This is a genomic window from Shewanella aestuarii (assembly GCF_014647215.1).
GTDB lineage: Bacteria > Pseudomonadota > Gammaproteobacteria > Enterobacterales > Shewanellaceae > Shewanella > Shewanella aestuarii.
Genome location: NZ_BMOT01000001.1, coordinates 716,861 through 735,148 on the forward strand (window position 1 = coordinate 716,861; position 18,288 = coordinate 735,148).

Genomic DNA, 18,288 nt, shown 5'->3' on the forward strand with positions numbered 1-18,288 from the left:
TTTCGCTAAATATGTAATTTTATTAGACAATTATCCAAAAGGAGCTAGTTTTGAAGCGAAATCTAGTAATAATTACATCATTTAGTTTTATAAGTGGTTTTTTAGGGCTTTTAGGCTGCGAAAATGACCGAAATAGTGATGTGATTTGTAAAAATAATCCTGAACTTTGTGCTGATTTACATCGAGATAGTTGGTGTAGATTTGAAAAAGGTGATCTTGTCCGCCATAGATTAGTCCTCAAAGAAGCTGATACACCGTCAGGCAAACAACTTTTCCAACAACTTATCTATCTTGAAAAATACAGTAACTGCATTGAACTCGCAGCAGGCGTACAACACATACTCAATCCAGAACGGACACAAGATAGGCAACGCGCTTATGCCGTAAGCACGCAAACATTAAGTGAACTTCAAGAATACACCAAAGACAATCCTGATATATATTTGGCATATTACCGATGGCTCCGCTTTAACGACAAACCCTCGCAAAATCTCGTGATAGAAGCTTATCAGCAAGGAAATGTCAGTGATCCGCAAATTTTAAATCAGCTGGTAAGCTATTATGTGAGAGTGTCCCCTGACGAAGCTAAACGTATTTATCTGGGATTATTTAGCACAACCAGTTTTGACAACTTCAACTCTGACTGGTTACTCGGTGTTGCAAGTGTCTTTCAGCAACAACAACATTTTGAAAACGTTTACTTATTTACTAAAGCTAATACCCTGTTAACGGAAAATCAGGTGAATGAAGAGCAACTTCTCAGTTTAATTGGTGGCAATCACGCTTTAGCCAAACAATTAGATCAACAAGCGCACACTTTTATAAACGATTTAAAAAGTGGTAATTTTGCCAATTCAGCCGGCGCAGCATTGCTTTTAACACCAGAGAATATCAAAGATTAACTTTCATTTTTTGACTATAAAAACGACAAAACAGACAAAATGGAAAAAAATTACGAACTTTTTGTGTCTAAAAGCGCTTTTGCTGTCGATTTAGCTTGACGAACCCCACCAATTTGGTAATTTTACTACCAGGCGATTTATGTGCCACCAAATTTATTTTTAACTGAGGGATATGAGATGACTATCCGTGTTGCTATTAACGGCTATGGCCGTATCGGTCGTAATGTATTACGTGCTTTATATGAAAGCGAGAAAAACTACCCAATCGAAATCGTTGCTTTAAACGATTTGGGTGATGCATCAATTAATGCACATTTAACTAAGTATGACTCTGTTCATGGTCGATTTAACGCAAAAGTAGATCACGATAATGAAGCCATCTATGTTAACGGTGATAAAATTTTAACTTTCCAAGAGCGTGATCCATCTAAGTTACCTTGGGCTGAGTTAAACGTTGATGTCGTTTTTGAATGTACTGGTATTTTCACATCAAAAGAATCTGTACAGCCGCATCTTAATGCTGGCGCTAAAAAAGTCATTATCTCTGCACCTGGTAAGAATGTTGATGCGACTGTGGTTTATGGCGTTAACAACGACGTATTAACGGCAGACATGACAGTGATTTCAAATGCATCATGTACAACTAATTGTTTAGCACCATTTGCTAAACCTTTAAACGATGAAATTGGTATTGAATCAGGTCTAATGACAACCATTCACGCTTATACCAACGACCAACGTTTATCTGACGTGTATCATACTGACTTACGCCGCGCTCGTGCTGCGGCAATGTCAATGATCCCAACTAAAACAGGTGCTGCTGCAGCCGTTGGTTTAGTGGTTCCTGAGTTACAAGGTAAATTCGACGGCTTAGCTGTTCGTGTACCAACGGTAAACGTTTCTTTAGTTGATTTAACTTTCTTAGCATCTCGTGACACCACTGTTGAAGAGATCAATGAAATTGTTACCCGCGCCTCTAAACAAGCGCCTATGTCAGAAGTACTGGCCATTAATGAAGAACCATTAGTGTCTATCGACTTTAACCACAATGCATTCTCTTCAAACTTCGATGCAACACAAACACGTGTTAATGGTCGTCTTGTAAAAGTAATGTCATGGTATGACAACGAATGGGGTTTCAGTAACCGCATGCTAGATAACGCTGTCGCGTTAATGAACGCTAAGTAATCATCTAGCCGATTACATCATCCTCTAAAGGCCTCGCATTACGCGGGGCTTTTTGTTTTCTCAATGTTGCAGTATAAAATTCAAATGAGTAAAACCATTGGTTCATCAAAATGCGGATATGATTAAGCTGATATTGGTATTAATATCTATCAAGGATTTTACAATCTATCCACTTGCTGGCCTCGCTAGGAGCGGCTGTTTTTGAAGCAAATTATTATTGATCATTTGTACAAAGCAGAGAGTTTGTGGTGTGTTTTTCTGCATAAAAAGTCGATGATGCAAAAATCGTAGCCCAAAGGGCTCGGCTAATATCGTTGTTAGCTTTGTTATTTGCATCTTTGTAAATAAATAGTCCTTAGATACTAGGCATACAACGATTAGCTTCGTCATATTTTACTGATTTAAAAATGAGGCCCTCTCATGATTTCAAAGTTACCTCGCTGGGTAGAATTTGGCTCATTCATTCTTGCATTAGTTGCTGGGTTAGTTAATGCCGTCGGCTTATTAGGATTTCAGCATCAATCAATTTCACACTTATCCGGTATTGCTACCATGCTAGGCACTAGCATATTCGATATCAATGTTGTTGATTTTATTCATTTAGGCCTTGTGCTAATTAGCTTTGTGCTAGGCTCTGCTATCTCTGGATACTGCTTGCGTGGTGGCTCGTTAATTTTAGGGCGAAACTATAGTGGATTATTACTACTTGAATCAATTTTTCTATTCGGTGCCATCTATTTCCTATCAGCTGATTCAGTGCAAGGCCACTATTTAGCCTCTGCGGCTTGTGGGCTACAAAATGCACTTGTAACCACATACAGCGGAGCTGTTGTTAGAACAACACATGTTACTGGGATATTCACTGATTTAGGCATAATGTTAGGCGCTAAATTGAGAGGCGAACCTTTCGATAAAAGAAAAGCACTGCTATTTATATTAATTATTACGGGGTTTATCTCTGGTGGCGTGTTAGGAGCCTGGTTATTTAATATCTTTGAGTTTAATGCCCTTTTTGTGCCAGCAAGCATCTGTATGTTGTTAGCTTTGAGCTATTCACTATTTCTAGCGAAAATGACAAGCTAACCACTTAAACGACATTAGACTTTGCATAAAAAAACCGACATGAAGTCGGTTTTTTGTTTGGTATATATTAACGTCTAAGCACTAGGCATTGCCCTTCACTTTCATGTTCAATTCTTTTGCAAAATCCAGCATGCGAGTTAGCGGAATTAACGCTTTTAAACGTAGCTCATCATCAACGAAAATTTCGTGATCAGCTTTATCTGTATCCGATAAAGAAGCTTCAATGGCTTGTAAACCGTTCATCGCCATCCAAGGGCAATGGGCACAACTTTTACAGGTTGCGCCATTTCCGCCGGTTGGGGCTTCGATTAAGGTTTTACCTGGTGCCGCTTGCTGCATTTTGTAGAAAATACCGCGATCGGTGGCAACGATGAAAGTTTGGTTATCCATCGTTTGCGCCGCTTTAATTAATTGGCTGGTTGAGCCAACCGCATCCGCCATCTCAACGACGCTTGCAGGTGATTCTGGATGTACTAAAACCGCCGCATCTGGGTATAACTTTTTCAACTCCAGTAATGCCTTAGATTTAAACTCATCATGCACAATACAATCGCCCTGCCACATCAGCATTTCGGCTCCTGTTTGCTTAGCGATGTACGAGCCTAAGTGACGATCCGGACCCCAAATGATTTTTTTACCCTCAGCATCCAGATGCTCAACAATTTCAAGGGCAATACTTGATGTCACAACCCAATCAGCACGAGCTTTAACCGCAGCAGAGGTATTGGCATACACCACAACTGTGTGATCGGGGTGGGCATCACAAAACTCACTGAACTGCTCAATAGGACAACCTATGTCTAGTGAACAAGTAGCTTCTAACGTCGGCATCAAAATGGTTTTCTCAGGGCTGAGAATTTTTGCCGTTTCGCCCATAAACTTTACCCCTGCCACAATTAAAGTTTTCGCAGGGTGATCACGACCAAAACGCGCCATTTCTAATGAGTCTGAAACACAGCCTCCCGTTTCTTCAGCTAAGACTTGAATTTCAGGATCAGTATAATAATGCGCGACTAGCACAGCATTGTGATCAATCAATAATTGTTTAATACGGGCCTTATAATCCTGCTTTTGCGCATCAGACAAAACAGCCGGTTTAGGCGGAAAAGGATAATCAATCGTTTTAATTTGGGGGGCCGACAAGCTCATAACGGTTCCAATGATGTGGATCTTGGGCGAATTATACGAAAACTCACTCAAAAACAAAAGGACGCATTCAGCGTCCTTTATAATTAAACATATTTACTGTGTTAACTAGCTTAACGCATCGCCATCATCATTTCTTGTGGTTGCTCTAAATAGTGTTTCCACAGATTACAGAAACGTGCAATGGTACCGCCGTCAATCACCCGATGGTCACCAGACCAACTCACTTGCATGATCTTACGCGCTTCAACTTCACCTTTGTGGTTAAATCGAGGTAAGGTTTGTAACTTACCTAACGCCACAATAGCCACTTCGGGTTTATTAATAATTGGCGTTGCGACAGTGCCACCTAATGCACCTATGTTTGAAATTGAAATTGTGCCTTCTTTCAAATCTGCTGGTGATACGCGGCCGCTTCTTGCATCTGAAGTCAAACGAGTGATTTCAGCTGCAACATCTAAAATCGATTTTAAATGCACATCTTTCACATTAGGAACTAATAAACCCACTTTTGAATCTACGGCCATGCCTATATTATGGCGTGACTTGTAGGTGATCTCAGTGCAGTCAGCATTCACTTGGCTATTGAGTATTGGAAACTCATTCAATGCCAGTGACATGGCCTTCATAAAGAAAGGCATCATGGTGAGTTTAACTTCATCTGTTGAATAACGCTGTTTCATGCTTTCACGTAAAGCAACCAGTTCTGTTAAATCAAACTCTTCGCAATAGGTAAAATGAGGAATAGTCGAAACAGACTCAACCATCATTCTTGCCATAACCGCTTTAACACCTTTTATCGGTTCAACGCGATCTACACCTATTGCAACAGGCGATGCCACATTTGTTGAAGTCACAGCAGTGCTTACGGCAGGTGCTGTTGCGGCAACCTTGACCGCTGCGCCTTTCAGGTGACGTTCTACATCTTCCTTGTAGACACGACCGTGTTTACCAGAACCTTGCACATCGGCAATGTTGATGTCTAACGTTCTAGCTAAACGGCGCACAGCTGGGCTTGCTAACGCTTTACCTTGAACGACAGGCTCAGTAGTAACGGCTGAGCTAGCCACCTGATTAACAACTTGTTGTGTAGATTGAGAAACAGGATTAGTTGCAATGACATCACTTTCTACTTCAATTGCAAACAATGGCGAATGAACTTTAGCCAGCTGGCCTTTGCGATAATAATGTTTGACGATTTTACCGGCTTTCATTGCAGGTATTTGAACTAACGCTTTATCTGTCATCACGTCGGCGATGGGTTGGTCTTCAACAACCATTTCGCCTTCGGCAACGAGCCAATCTACAAGCTCACATTCAACGATGCCTTCACCAATATCCGGTAAAAGAAAATCTTCAACCAGCATACCTGAAACAACCGCTGTCGGTGTCACTTCAGCAGCCACAGCATTCACGGCGGTATCACTGGTATCTGAAGCGGTATCATCAGCCACTTTAACCGCGTACAAAGGCGCATGAACGATTGCGATTTCGCCTTTGGCGTAATAAAGCTTAGTGATCACACCAGCATAAGGCGCAGGAATTTGCACTAATGCTTTATCTGTCATCACATCTGCAATAGGCTGATCTTCGACTACTGTGTCGCCTTCAGCAACTAACCAGTCTACCAACTCGCATTCAACAACGCCTTCGCCGATATCGGGTAAAATAAAATCTTTAATCATGACCACTCCTAAAATGCCATTGTTGCTTTGATGGCTTCAAATGTTTTCAGCTCATCTGGCATATATTCTTTTTCATGAATGAGTGGGTATGGTGTATCTAAACCACAAACTCGATTGATGGGTGACTCTAGATGCAAGAAACACTCTTGTTGAATCGTGGCTGCAATCTCCCCCGCAAAGCCACCTGTTAATGGCGCTTCATGGTTGATGACCAGACGACCCGTTTTCTTAACTGACTTAGCAACGGTATCTATATCCCAAGGAGATAGAGTACGTAAGTCAATTATTTCACAAGAAATGCCTTCTTTCTCAGCCATCACACAGGCTTTTTCAACAATTTCCATCTGTGCGCCCCAAGCAAGCACTGTAATATCAGTCCCATGCTTGACAACATCTGCTTTACCTAACTCAATTTGATAATCGCCTTCAGGCACTTCGCCCACAGACGCACGATATAATCGTTTAGGCTCAAAGAAAATAACCGGATTAGGATCACGGATTGCCGCCAATAATAATCCTTTTGCTTGTTCAGGATTACGTGGCACTACCACCTTTAAACCCGGTGTTTGGGTAAAATAAGCTTCTGGAGATTGCGAATGATAATGTCCACCAGCAATACCGCCGCCATAAGGGGTGCGGAACGTTAATCCGCCGACATTAAATTCATTACCACTACGGTAGCGAAATTTGGCAGCTTCATTGACGATTTGATCAAACGCAGGAAAGATATAATCTGCAAATTGAATTTCAGCAACGGGCGTCATCCCATGTGATGCTAAACCATTGGCAAATCCGGCAATACCTTGTTCAGTAAGCGGCGTATTAAAACAGCGGTCGCGACCAAACTGCTCTTGTAAGCCTGAAGTTGCACGGAAAACACCGCCAAAATGGCCAACATCTTCCCCAAAAACTACCATGCGTTCGTCCGCTTTCATGGCAATTGATAACGCCTCATTGATGGCGTGTAACATATTCATTTGAGCCACGGCTTATAATCTCCCTGCACTTTTCGGATAGGCTTTAGGATATTTGTTGATGTGTTCTTTTAAGTCTTTCAGCTGTTTTTTAAGTACGGCTGTTGGCTTGTCTAAAACATCTTCAATGATTTCATCCAATCGAGGTACAGGTAACTTTTCAGCTACTTTAACCGCGGCAAGTACTTCTTCACGATATTGTTCATGGGTTTTAACGTCATCAGCTTCGTTTAACCAACCTTTGTTGATTAACCATAATTTGAAACGTTTAACCGGATCATGTTGCTGCCATTTAGCTTCTTCATCTTTAGAGCGGTAACCGGAAGGATCATCAGACGATGAATGTGCACCTAAACGGTATGTCATTGCTTCAATCAACACAGGAGCATTATTCTCTAAAGCATAAGCTCTGGCTTGTTGCGTAGCGGCTAACACGGCCAGCATATCATTACCGTCAACACGAATAGTATGCATGCCATAACCCACTCCACGACTAGCAATACCGTTACCCGCATATTGCTCTTCAGTAGGGGTTGAAATGGCATAGCCATTATTACGACAAAAGAAAATAACCGGTGCTTTAAGTACAGAGGCCATATTTAGACCAGCATGAAAATCACCTTCAGAAGCTGCGCCCTCACCAAAATAACAAATGGTCACATTGCGCTCACCCTTGAGCTTTTGTCCATAAGCAACACCAGTAGCTTGAGGAATTTGCGTCGCTAAAGGAGATGAAATTGTATGGTAATTTAGTGCTTTGCTACCGTAATGAATAGGCATTTGGCGGCCTTTACCAAGATCTTTTTCATTACTGAACATCTGGTTCATAAACTGTTCAGTGGTAAAGCCTCGGTAACGTAAAGCTGCATGTTCACGATATTGCGCTAAAATCACATCACCTTTATCTAATGCTGCTGTACTACCAATAATCGCGGCTTCTTCACCGGTACAGGTCATATAAAAACTAATACGGCCCTGACGCTGTGCCCCTAACATCCGCTCATCTAATACTCGGGTAAATACGCAAGTGTCATAAATTTTTGCGGCTAGGTCTTGGTCAATAACCGGTAACACAGCATTTTCATATGTTGTGCCGTCTGCCTGTAAAACGCGCAGAATAGGAATGTGCAATGACGCCTTGTCAAGAAAGCTGACACGATGCACTGTTTCGTTGCTCAGTGTTGCGTTGCTCATAATGTGCTCTTGTTCTTGTGAAGTGCTACCTCAAGGGTAGCAGTCTAATTATAATTCGCCGACAAACATTACGTTAACGTAAACTTCCATACAATAGTTTACTGGACCGCGTTATCAAATCTTAGTCGACAAGCTTGTATATTTTGCTTTACGCCTATCAAAACTGTCTACTGTACATCTTCATTAGGTGCAGGAACCAAGCATAATACAGTGCGCTGTCCTACTGGAACTTTAGCATTAGGGAACACAATCGCTTCGACTTGATGCTCAACCTTAATCTCTTGACCAGCCTCAGTCGCTAATGATTCGCCTTGCTTGAATTGACTGAAATTAGGTGCATCATTGGCAAAGGTAAATGCAAAGTCTTCGGCATTTTTATTAATAGAGCGTGATACTTTATATAAATTCAATTGCGCAGGCTGATATTCCGCTACCGCCATTGCATCTTGGGTGATTAAACTCATGAGCATACGTTTTGTATCTTCAAAACGACTCATATCATTTTCACCAAATGGCATCACTTTGCCTAACTCAACCGTAAAGGCATCGGCTTTGAATTGTTCAGAAGAATAATAACTGAATGTAGTTGTCGGTTCATGGTGGAATAAAATGGTATCTACGCCACATGCGGCCAAAAACATCATTTGTTCGCCACTATAACTTCTACCGGGACGATAAGGATAAATTGCAAACTTTTCATGTTTGGATGCGCGGATAGCGGTATGCAAATCATAATGAATTCGCTGGGCACCTGCCTGACCTTGATTGAAAAAATCTGCCACATACAGTTCTAACGCTTTTGCTCTTACTCGTTCAGTATTGACTAAACCTTGTCCTTTAGAGTGAGCACCACTGAATAAACGGTTCATGTTTTCTTCAAGAAAGCGGGTTTTATTCAATATGGCAGGCGGATTACCAATCAGAAACAACACGCGGTGTTGGGTAATCATGGTTTCACTGAGCAACGATTTAATTAATTGGTTACAAATTTCGATTGGAGCTGTTTCATTGCCGTGAATAGCGCAGGAAAGAACTATGTCTTTTGGTGATAGCGCGGTTGAATTTAGTGGCGTGAAAACAATCACTCCAGTATCAAGTATGTCAACTTGAGTATGATTACCTAAATGAAAATGGTATTGCTGCGGCAGAGAAAGCGGGCTTTCTAGGGTGAAAGCTAAAAAATCTCGGGTTTCCATAAGCGGTGAAGTCAATTTAAGCTCCTTGCTGTTGTTATTATTTTGGTATTTGCTTGTTTTTCCTAGAGCGAATTCTACCACATGCGTGAGCAAATTAAATTGTTAGCCTAAAAACTCCTGTTTATCAAAAACAGTACTTGCATATAGTGACAAACCTTATCACAATTACAGCCATCTAGACTTCTAAAACCTAAAGGGGTGTGTCATGGCGTTAGCAACATTTGGTGCCGGTTGTTTCTGGGGTGTTGAATATTTTTTCCGCGAAATAAAAGGCGTAAGTAACGCGACATGCGGTTATATGGGTGGTAAAGATAGTGCGACAACCTATAAAGAAGTCAAAACGGGTACCACTGGTCATGCCGAAGTCGTACAGGTTGAGTATGATGAAAACGTTGTCAGCTATGATCAACTGTTAGATGTTTTTTGGAAAAATCATAATCCAACTCAACTTAATATGCAGGGGGGAGATATAGGCACACAATACCGTAGTACTATTTTCTTCCATGATAAGCAGCAAAAAGCACAAGCTGAGGCTTCTAAGCTTGCATTTGCTAGAAGCGGCCGCTGGGGTATGCGCCATATTGTCACTGAAATAGTGCCTTTACAGACTTTTCATATCGCTGAAGATTATCATCAAAATTATCTTGAAAAAAATAATCTACCCTCTTGCCATATTGCATATTAAATTTGTTGGTGTCAGATGAGTTTTCGCACTGACACCATTTATTGACACACTAGATTAGCCCAATCGACTATCAATCTAGCTTGTGCCCTTTACCCGCTTTGGTAAATTCCCTACAATCTTAGCCAATTGCATCATGCATCAAATCGGAGAATTAAAATGAGTGAAGCTCGTCATAGTAACCTATTAATTTTAGGTTCTGGCCCAGCTGGCTATACTGCAGCGGTATATGCTGCGCGTGCAAACCTAAAACCTGTGATGATTACGGGTATGCAGCAAGGTGGTCAATTAACTACCACAACTGAAGTTGAAAACTGGCCAGGCGATGCTGAAGACTTAACCGGTCCAGCTTTAATGGAACGTATGCAAAAGCATGCAGAGAAATTTGATACTGAAATTCTTTTTGATCACATCAATGAAGTCACTTTAACAGAGCGCCCTTTTCGTTTAAAAGGTGATAATGGTGAATACACATGTGATGCATTAATTATTGCAACGGGGGCATCAGCTAAGTATTTAGGTTTACCCTCAGAAGAAGCTTTTATGGGTCGTGGTGTTTCAGCCTGTGCTACTTGTGACGGTTTTTTCTATCGTAACCAAAAAGTTGCCGTGATCGGTGGTGGTAACACAGCCGTTGAAGAAGCGCTTTATTTAAGCAATATTGCTTCAGAAGTTCACCTAATTCACCGTCGTGACTCGTTCCGCTCTGAGAAAATCCTGATCAACCGTTTGATGGACAAAGTGGCCAATGGCAACATTATTCTTCATTTAGACCAAACGCTTGAAGAAGTCGTTGGTAACCAAATGGGCGTAACTGGTCTGAAAAAGAAAAGCACCAAAGATGGCTCAATTACTGATTTAGAAGTCGCTGGCGTGTTCGTTGCTATTGGTCATAGCCCAAATACAGGTATTTTTGAAGGCCAACTAGAAATGAACCACGGTTACTTAAAAGTAAATAGCGGATTACAAGGCAATGCGACTCAAACCAGTATTGAAGGTATTTATGCTTGTGGCGATGTAATGGATCAACATTATCGTCAAGCGATTACCTCTGCGGGTACCGGCTGTATGGCTGCGCTGGATGCTGAACGTTATCTTGATGCAAAAAAGTAAGTTAGACTAAATTTATATTAAAAAATGCCAATCAATTGATTGGCATTTTTTTACACTAGGTTGAAAACATCACTCATTTTCTATCCGCTTATTGATGTTAATAAACCCAGATGACAAAATTTGCATAATCAAAAAACTTTAGACTGTCTGAATATCAAACTTTAAGTTGGTAAAACACCACCTGCTGGTTGTCTGGTACATCAGGATGTGGTGCTTTTTTGATAAATTCCATGCCTAACTTGGTCATAATGTTAATTGAACCAATATTGTCTTCATCTGCAATGGCACTTATTGCACTCACTTCTGGGTGGGTAACAACAAAATCTGCAATCGCTTTCGCAGCCTCAGAGCCAATACCCAGCCCCCACGCAATCTGCTTAAAACGCCAACCTAATTCAATATCATCAAAATGAGGGGTATCGGTAAAAAAAAACATAGGTCTGACTAAGATCCAGCCAAGATATTGTCCCCATAAACACTCAGGTAACTCTTGTGCCGTTTTAGCATATACCTTCCATAAACCATATCCCTTCAGCGGATTATGGTAACGCTTTAATCGCGGCATGAAGTATTGCTCAATTTGTTCCATGGTGGTTTTATGACCGCCATTGATGTAACGCATCACAGCTTCATCCTGATCAAGCTCAAACAGTAAACCTTGTTCATCAAGGTTCATTTGTGTCAGCTCTAGCCGACTTGTTTCAATGATACGACGCTCGGTCATGGCAGTTAATCCTGGTAAATGATGAACTTTTACTTTTTTAAAACAGTATCAATAATGATGATGAGTGGCTTTGTAAATTTCTGACACACAAGTTTACACATTCAAATAACACCAAAACAACATATAGATTAATATAACCTTAAATTTTGCCATCGATGAAAAATTACATGGCAACAAAACATGGCTTACACAAAAGTAAACAAGAGGACGTGTCGTGGCGACGAGAAAACAAATCATATTACCCATCGTAGTGTTAGGGCTTGGTGTGGGGGCATTAGTCGGTATTTCTGCATTAAAGAAACCGCCTGAAGAAAAACCTGCTTTGGATACCACGCCATTAGTGTCGGTTGAAGCGATTCAATACCAACCTATGATGTTCAGTGTATCCTCTTATGGTGTTGTTCAGCCTAAATATAATACCGATCTTGTATCGCAAGTGAATGGTGAAATTACCTACTTATCTGATAGCTTTGTCAAAGGCGGTTTTGTTAAAGCTGGTGAAGTATTGGCAAAAATTGATGCAAGTGATTATGAATCAGATTTACTCGATGCCCAAGCCAGTATAGCTTCTGCCCAAGCATCACTGGTGCAAGAGCGTGCCAATGCCAAGGTCGCTGAAAAAGAATGGGCTCAAATCAGTAACGGAACCCCTACTGATTTAAGCTTACGTAAACCACAGCTAGCACAAGAGATTGCTAGACTCAAAAGTGCCGAGGCAGGACTGCACCGTGCAGAAAGAAACTTAGAAAGAACCATCATCCGTGCACCTTATGACTCATTAGTGTCAAGTAGAGAAGTCGGTTTAGGCTCTTATGTCAGCAAAGGCTCACCTATTGGCGGATTACTCAGTACTGATGTAGCAGAAGTGCGTTTACCTCTAGCCGATAAAGAAATTCAATATCTAGACGCCAAAGGCTTAAATGCAACAGTTGCATTAGTCGGAAGTTTTGCCGGCAACAAACAAGCATGGCAAGGTAAAATTGTTCGCAGCGAAGGCGTTGTTGATAGTAAAAGTCGCATGACCTATCTTGTCGCCGAAGTAATAGATCCCTACGGTTTGACATCAGATAAACGTGAATTGCGCTTTGGTACTTATGTCACCGCAAACATTAACGGAGCCAATGCTGGTGAAGTTGCCATAATACCCCGTCATCTTATTGTTAATGGCCAAGTGGCTATCATGGATGATGAGCAAAAATTGCGTTACAAAGACGTGACCATGTTACGCCAAGAAGGCGCTAAAGTAGTGATATCTGAAGGCCTTGAAAACGGTATGAATCTCATCACCTCAGCACTAGATTATCCGGTAGAAGGCATGAAACTTGCGCTTCCTGCGGATAAATTACTGCAAAAAGAGCCGCAAACTGACAGCGAACCGCAGACGGAACTGGCAATGGGATCTGAGGAATAATCATGGCAGATACAAACAAGGGATTGATCGCCTGGTTTGCACGTAATTCGGTTGCTGCAAACTTGTTGATGATCATCATTTTACTTGGCGGGCTGTTAACCGCTAACTCAATACGAAAGCAGTTTTTTCCAGCCGTCGAGATAAACTGGATAGAATTCAGTGCTGTATATTCAGGCACAGCACCGCAAGAAGTAGAAGAAGGCATTACGGTTAAAATTGAACAAGCACTTGAGCGTGTACAAGGGCTAAAACGGATTATTACCTACTCTAACCGCAATATGGCCAATGGTTATTTTCAGATTGAAGATGAATATGATCCGCAAGTGGTGTTAGAGGAAGTGAAATCTGAAATTGATTCTATTTCAACTTTCCCTGCGGGTATGGAACCACCCAAGGTAGAGCGCATTAAAATTCGACAAGAAGTCATGTATTTAAGTTTATATGGTGACTTGTCTCAGCGTCAGTTAAAAGACTTAGGTGAACGTATTCATGATGAAATGATGCAGCTCCCGGGTGTTAACATCACTGAATATTATGGTGGTTTAGCTTATGAAATTAGCGTCGAAGTCAGTAAAGATCGATTACGCGAATTTGGCTTAACCTTCAACGATGTCGCTGAAGCGGTTCGCGGGTATTCTCGCAACATGTCAGCTGGTCAGATCAAAGCTGAGAATGGTTACATTAACCTAAGGGTCGAAAACCAAGCCTATGTCGGTTATGAGTTTGAAGATTTGCCTTTATTAACCCTTGAAGACGGTACGACTGTGCTAGTAGGTGATATTGCCACCGTCAGCGACGGCTTTGAAGACGGTATTCAATACTCAAAATTTAATGGCAAAAATTCAGTAACCTTCTTTATCGGCGCTGCACGTAATCAAAGTATCACAGACGTGGCTAAGACAATTCGTGACTATGTAGATAAAAAGCAAAAAGTATTACCTCAAGGCGTGCAACTTGAACCTTGGGTTGATATGACCTATTACCTTGAAGGTCGTTTAGATTTAATGCTTGATAGCATGAAGTCGGGTGCCGTATTGGTATTTTTAATGCTTGCGCTGTTTCTTCGCGTTCGCTTAGCGTTTTGGGTAATGATGGGCTTACCAGTGTGTTTTCTCGGAACCTTACTGTTCATGCCCCTCTCCTTTATCGATGTCACCATCAACGTGATCAGTTTATTCGCCTTTATTTTGGTGTTAGGTATTGTGGTCGATGACGCCATTGTTATGGGGGAAAGCGCGCATACAGAATGCCAAGAGCACGGTCAAAATGTTGAAAGTGTTATCCGAGGTGTTCAACGAGTGGCCATGCCAGCCACATTTGGGGTATTAACCACCATTGCCGCTTTCTTACCCATCACCTTAGACGACGGCCCATCGAGTGCATTCGGCCAAGCAATCGGCTTTGTGGTTATTTTATGCCTACTGTTTTCACTGATCGAATCTAAACTGATCCTGCCATCACATTTAGCCCATATGAAACGTCCTAAAGTGGTACAGCCAGGTTCTAAAAACCCACTCGATTGGCTACGTAATGGCGTTAACTTTATTCAAGCTCGCGTTGAAAAAGGCTTAAGTTGGTTTATCGAAAATGTATACCGCCCAAGTTTAAAACTTGCGGTTAAATATCGCTATACCGTGATTATGATGTTTATTAGTTTTATTTTAATTTGCGCTGGATTATATGCCGGTGGCTTGGTGAGATTTATTGGCCAACCCAAAATTCCGCATGATTTTCCGCGGGTCAAAATTGAAATGAACGTTGATGCATCTGAAAAAGCCACTCTTGAGGCCGCATTGGCCATCGAGTCAACCTTATATAGTGTTGACAAAGAACTGATTGAAAAATACGGCCAAGGCATGATTGCCGAAATGCAAGTTGACCTTAGAGGCCGCACCAGCGCTGAGGTCATGACTAAACTAGTTGACCCAGAGTTACGTCCAATGAATACCTTTGAGGTGGCGGAATTATGGCGTCAAAAGATGCCGCAAATTCCAGGAGTTAAATCCTTCACTATTCAAGACAGTTTATTTGGTGGTGGCCTAGAAGATGGTGACATCAGTTTCCGTTTAGAAGGAAAAGATGAAACACAACTTGTCGCAGCGTCCTTAGCGTTAAAAGAAAAACTTAATTCACTCAAGGGCGTGAGTGATGTCAACGACAGCCGCCAATCGAGTGCTAAAGAGGTACAGTTCCAACTGAAGCCATTAGCACACAGTTTAGGCCTCACCTTAGCTAACATTGCTGGACAAGTTGGCAATAGTTTTTACGGTTTGGAAGCACAGCGGATTATCCGTAACGGCGAAGAAATTAAGGTCATGTTACGTTACCCAGAAGAGCAACGTAATTCGATAGCCTTAGTGCAAGAGGTGTTGATTAAAACCAGCCAAGGTGCTGAGCTACCTTTGTCTGAAGTGGCTGAGATATCTGTGGTGCAAGGCGTCAACAGTATTCGCCGCGAAAATGGTAATCGCACTATCAATGTTTGGGCAAACGTGGATGCTGATCAAGCTGAGCCATTTAAGCTTGCTAAAGATATCCGTGATAACTTTATCCCTGAACTTTTGGCTAAATACCCAAGGGTACATAGTGAAGTATCTGGTAGTATCCAAGAGCAGCTAGACAGTGCTGACACACAATTACGAGATTTTATCATCTCGTTATTAGTGATATACAGCTTGTTGGCTATTCCTTTGAGATCTTACTTACAGCCAATCATGATCATGTCGGTGATCCCTTTCGGTGTCATTGGTTCGGTTTTAGGTCATATTCTGTTGGGGATTGATTTAAGTGCATTATCTATGTTCGGTATCATTGCCGCCGCTGGTGTGGTGGTAAACGATAGCCTAGTGATGGTGGACTATGTCAATAAATCTCGCTTACAAGGTGTGGCAATAAAAGAGGCGGTGTTAAATGCTGGTTGCCGTCGTTTTAGAGCGATTATGTTGACATCGTTAACCACCTTTATTGGCTTGGTACCCATTATGGCGGAAACCAGCATGCAGGCTCAAATGGTTATTCCAATGGCCGTTTCTCTTGCTTTTGGTGTGTTGTTTGCAACCGTTGTGACCTTATGTTTGATCCCTTGTTTGTATATTGCCATTGAGGACAGCAAAGCCATGATGCGTAAAATGATAGCGATATACATGCCAGAAAAAGCACATCCTGCTACCTAATAGGTGAAGTAATCCAAGCATAAATTGGTGATAAAAATGCCAGCATTAGCTGGCATTTTTTATGTTTGAACTCAATGGTCGCCAGTTTTATAGTGCACTAAAGTAAGCTTTAATCGCTTTTAATCGCACCGTTGCCCCACCAATAATGTCCATGAAGCCTAAAATTGGATGCGGTTTTTCTGCTGATATCCAAGCAGAACCTGTCGCCCCGATTGGTACGTTGTAACCTTCAGGTTCAATAAACTCAATCACCACAGTACGACCATGCGAGCCCATGTTATTGCCCACATGTTGTCTAACATGCTGAGTACCGCTCATAGGGTTAATTAACGCTTCACCAGTACCTGATGTAATACTGTGAACCCTGCCCCTGAAAATTTCACCAGGATAAGCATCAACATAAAACTCAGCAAATTGTCCTTTTTTAATATAACGGTAAGCTTGATCTGCAATCCGCATTTCCAAGAATTTTTTACTGGTATCGTATAAATGCATGTTACCTAGACGCGTGCCTTCTGTAACATTAGTAATCGATAACTGGCCATCATATTGAGCACGAATTTCACGACGATTATCTTGCCACTTCGCAGAGTCAATTTGAGCATCATAGGACTGCATTTGTGCGTCATGGGATTGCATTTGTGCATCAAGTGCCAACAACTCAGCTTGCATAGCCGATATTTGCGCTGTGTTAGCATCAATATGCGACATAAGATTATCTTTATCTTGCTGACTTGAAAAATCATTCAACTTAGTCAAACGCTCTAAATTTCGCTTGTCGTTATCAACACTAAAGACTAAAGCATTTATCTTTTCATTACCGGCATTGCGTTGAGCAATAACCGCATTTTTTTGGCCGATTACTGCATCTTTCTGAGCTTGAAGCGCTTTAATTTGCTCGGTGCTGTCCACTGACACTAAGGTGTAAATGAGATCGCCCTTTTTGACCATCTGATTGTGTGTAACATAAATATTTTCAACTTCTTGGCCAATTAATGGGCTTAACACCGCATGGGGAGCTTTTACGGTAGAGCTATCGGTTAAATCCGCAGGTGACCAGAATCTATGTCCCGTGAATAATGCAAATGCGATAAACATTCCGACACCAATTGAGCGCACCGCATTTTTTAAATTCCATTCAATCACGCCTAGCTTGACTAATAACCAGATAACTAATACATAAGGCAGCATAATTTCTTTCATGACTGATTACCTTTTATTCCATCATTGATGATTTTTGAAATACGGTTTGATACCAGATCCCAGCGAGCAAACGCGATAATGATCGCCAAAACCCACCAGGTTTTATCGATGAACAAACCGCATAACGACAAGGCAAAAACAATTTGTGTATGTGCGCTAGACATAGCTTCTGCTTTATGGACAGCAACCTCATGTAATTGCCAAAACAGATATAAAACGTAAACCACTAATGCAAGGGTAATAACAAAAATAATACCCATAAAGAACTCAGAATCGAGAAGAGCAAGAATAGAGGGATATCCTCCTGAAAAATAAGACTCTGGGATCTCTTTTCCATGAACAGCCGCTAATAATGAAAATCCTTTGCTGATCAAAATTACTCCGCCCAAGGTGATTAATCCCTTTATGAATTTCATAAAGAGTTGGCCCTTGGTCGGTTTTACAACCGTGACTTGCTGCATAATATTCTCCACTATGCCTATTGATTACCAGTGGAATACTAAATGAAAATTGAAGTACAAATGGAATATGGGTTATTCCTGTTATAAGATGTGTCTTTAGATTAAGTGAATCATGCGTATTGAGTATCAACACGCTACGAGTGATTGAATAGC

Annotated in this window: 15 protein-coding genes; 7 read left to right on the forward strand and 8 right to left on the reverse strand. The window is 41.4% G+C overall.

The features are described 5' to 3' along the window. Positions 1-50: 50 nt before the first annotated feature. The 3 genes from IEY03_RS03105 (at position 51) to IEY03_RS03115 (ending at position 3,173) form a co-directional block, all read left to right on the forward strand. Positions 51-902 (forward strand): DUF2989 domain-containing protein, encoded by an 852-nt coding sequence (locus tag IEY03_RS03105; RefSeq protein WP_188839857.1) that lies wholly within the window; start codon positions 51-53, stop codon positions 900-902. Positions 903-1,079: 177 nt separating this feature from the next. Continuing rightward, a complete protein-coding gene (gene gap / locus IEY03_RS03110) occupies positions 1,080-2,090 on the forward strand; it encodes a type I glyceraldehyde-3-phosphate dehydrogenase (RefSeq protein WP_188839858.1) in 1,011 nt (336 codons plus the stop codon). Between the two features lie 420 nt (positions 2,091-2,510). Next, positions 2,511-3,173, forward strand: coding sequence for a YoaK family protein (locus tag IEY03_RS03115; protein ID WP_188839859.1), 663 nt, complete (start codon positions 2,511-2,513; stop codon positions 3,171-3,173). 81 nt (positions 3,174-3,254) lie between these two features. Here IEY03_RS03115 and nadA read toward each other — a convergent pair whose 3' ends face one another. The 5 genes from nadA to astE all read right to left on the reverse strand — a co-directional run bounded on the left by nadA (position 3,255) and on the right by astE (position 9,383). Continuing rightward, complete coding sequence (nadA, locus tag IEY03_RS03120; protein ID WP_188839860.1) at positions 3,255-4,322, reverse strand: quinolinate synthase NadA; 1,068 nt, start codon at positions 4,320-4,322, stop codon at positions 3,255-3,257. Positions 4,323-4,432: 110 nt separating this feature from the next. After that, positions 4,433-6,004: a dihydrolipoyllysine-residue acetyltransferase gene (locus tag IEY03_RS03125; protein ID WP_188839861.1), complete on the reverse strand. Its 1,572-nt coding sequence runs from the start codon at positions 6,002-6,004 to the stop codon at positions 4,433-4,435. An 8-nt stretch (positions 6,005-6,012) separates the two neighbouring features. Beyond that, positions 6,013-6,990, reverse strand: a complete 978-nt coding sequence (locus IEY03_RS03130) for an alpha-ketoacid dehydrogenase subunit beta (protein ID WP_188839862.1) — start codon at positions 6,988-6,990, stop codon at positions 6,013-6,015. A gap of 3 nt (positions 6,991-6,993) precedes the next feature. Beyond that, complete coding sequence (locus tag IEY03_RS03135) at positions 6,994-8,172, reverse strand: thiamine pyrophosphate-dependent dehydrogenase E1 component subunit alpha (protein ID WP_188839863.1); 1,179 nt, start codon at positions 8,170-8,172, stop codon at positions 6,994-6,996. A gap of 167 nt (positions 8,173-8,339) precedes the next feature. Continuing rightward, the gene (astE, locus tag IEY03_RS03140; RefSeq protein ID WP_188839864.1) at positions 8,340-9,383 is read right to left on the reverse strand and encodes a succinylglutamate desuccinylase; all 1,044 of its coding nucleotides are present in this window, start codon (positions 9,381-9,383) and stop codon (positions 8,340-8,342) included. 190 nt (positions 9,384-9,573) lie between these two features. Here astE and msrA point away from each other — a divergent pair, with 190 nt between their 5' ends. Both msrA and trxB read left to right on the forward strand, forming a co-directional pair. Beyond that, positions 9,574-10,053, forward strand: a complete 480-nt coding sequence (gene msrA, locus IEY03_RS03145; RefSeq protein WP_188839865.1) for a peptide-methionine (S)-S-oxide reductase MsrA — start codon at positions 9,574-9,576, stop codon at positions 10,051-10,053. 156 nt (positions 10,054-10,209) lie between these two features. Further along, positions 10,210-11,163 carry a thioredoxin-disulfide reductase gene (trxB, locus tag IEY03_RS03150; RefSeq protein ID WP_188839866.1) on the forward strand — a complete coding sequence of 318 codons (954 nt, stop codon included), beginning with the start codon at positions 10,210-10,212 and terminating at the stop codon, positions 11,161-11,163. 154 nt (positions 11,164-11,317) lie between these two features. On the opposite strand, the gene IEY03_RS03155 is transcribed toward trxB, so the two are convergent. Continuing rightward, a complete protein-coding gene (locus IEY03_RS03155; RefSeq protein WP_188839867.1) occupies positions 11,318-11,887 on the reverse strand; it encodes a GNAT family N-acetyltransferase in 570 nt (189 codons plus the stop codon). A 214-nt stretch (positions 11,888-12,101) separates the two neighbouring features. On the opposite strand from IEY03_RS03155, the gene IEY03_RS03160 reads away from it, so the two are divergent. Both IEY03_RS03160 and IEY03_RS03165 read left to right on the forward strand, forming a co-directional pair. After that, positions 12,102-13,298, forward strand: a complete 1,197-nt coding sequence (locus IEY03_RS03160; protein WP_188839868.1) for an efflux RND transporter periplasmic adaptor subunit — start codon at positions 12,102-12,104, stop codon at positions 13,296-13,298. 2 nt (positions 13,299-13,300) lie between these two features. Then, entirely contained in the window at positions 13,301-16,471 is a 3,171-nt protein-coding gene (locus IEY03_RS03165) for an efflux RND transporter permease subunit (protein ID WP_188839869.1), read from the forward strand. 87 nt (positions 16,472-16,558) lie between these two features. On the opposite strand, the gene IEY03_RS03170 is transcribed toward IEY03_RS03165, so the two are convergent. Then, positions 16,559-17,674, reverse strand: coding sequence for an HlyD family secretion protein (locus IEY03_RS03170; protein ID WP_188839870.1), 1,116 nt, complete (start codon positions 17,672-17,674; stop codon positions 16,559-16,561). After that, positions 17,671-18,090, reverse strand: a complete 420-nt coding sequence (locus IEY03_RS03175; protein ID WP_188839871.1) for a magnesium transporter — start codon at positions 18,088-18,090, stop codon at positions 17,671-17,673. The genes IEY03_RS03170 and IEY03_RS03175 overlap by 4 nt, the downstream gene beginning before the upstream one ends. Positions 18,091-18,288 lie beyond the last annotated feature (198 nt).

Bases quoted from the DNA above. Each gene is read 5' to 3' on its own strand.
- IEY03_RS03155 (WP_188839867.1), bottom strand. From the start codon at position 11,887: ATGACCGAGCGTCGTATCATTGAAACAAGTCGGCTAGAGCTGACACAA.
- IEY03_RS03175 (WP_188839871.1), bottom strand. From the start codon at position 18,090: ATGAAATTCATAAAGGGATTAATCACCTTGGGCGGAGTAATTTTGATC.
- IEY03_RS03115 (WP_188839859.1), top strand. From the start codon at position 2,511: ATGATTTCAAAGTTACCTCGCTGGGTAGAATTTGGCTCATTCATTCTT.
- IEY03_RS03170 (WP_188839870.1), bottom strand. From the start codon at position 17,674: ATGAAAGAAATTATGCTGCCTTATGTATTAGTTATCTGGTTATTAGTC.
- IEY03_RS03125 (WP_188839861.1), bottom strand. From the start codon at position 6,004: ATGATTAAAGATTTTATTTTACCCGATATCGGCGAAGGCGTTGTTGAA.
- trxB (WP_188839866.1), top strand. From the start codon at position 10,210: ATGAGTGAAGCTCGTCATAGTAACCTATTAATTTTAGGTTCTGGCCCA.
- gap (WP_188839858.1), top strand. From the start codon at position 1,080: ATGACTATCCGTGTTGCTATTAACGGCTATGGCCGTATCGGTCGTAAT.
- nadA (WP_188839860.1), bottom strand. From the start codon at position 4,322: ATGAGCTTGTCGGCCCCCCAAATTAAAACGATTGATTATCCTTTTCCG.
- IEY03_RS03165 (WP_188839869.1), top strand. From the start codon at position 13,301: ATGGCAGATACAAACAAGGGATTGATCGCCTGGTTTGCACGTAATTCG.
- msrA (WP_188839865.1), top strand. From the start codon at position 9,574: ATGGCGTTAGCAACATTTGGTGCCGGTTGTTTCTGGGGTGTTGAATAT.
- IEY03_RS03135 (WP_188839863.1), bottom strand. From the start codon at position 8,172: ATGAGCAACGCAACACTGAGCAACGAAACAGTGCATCGTGTCAGCTTT.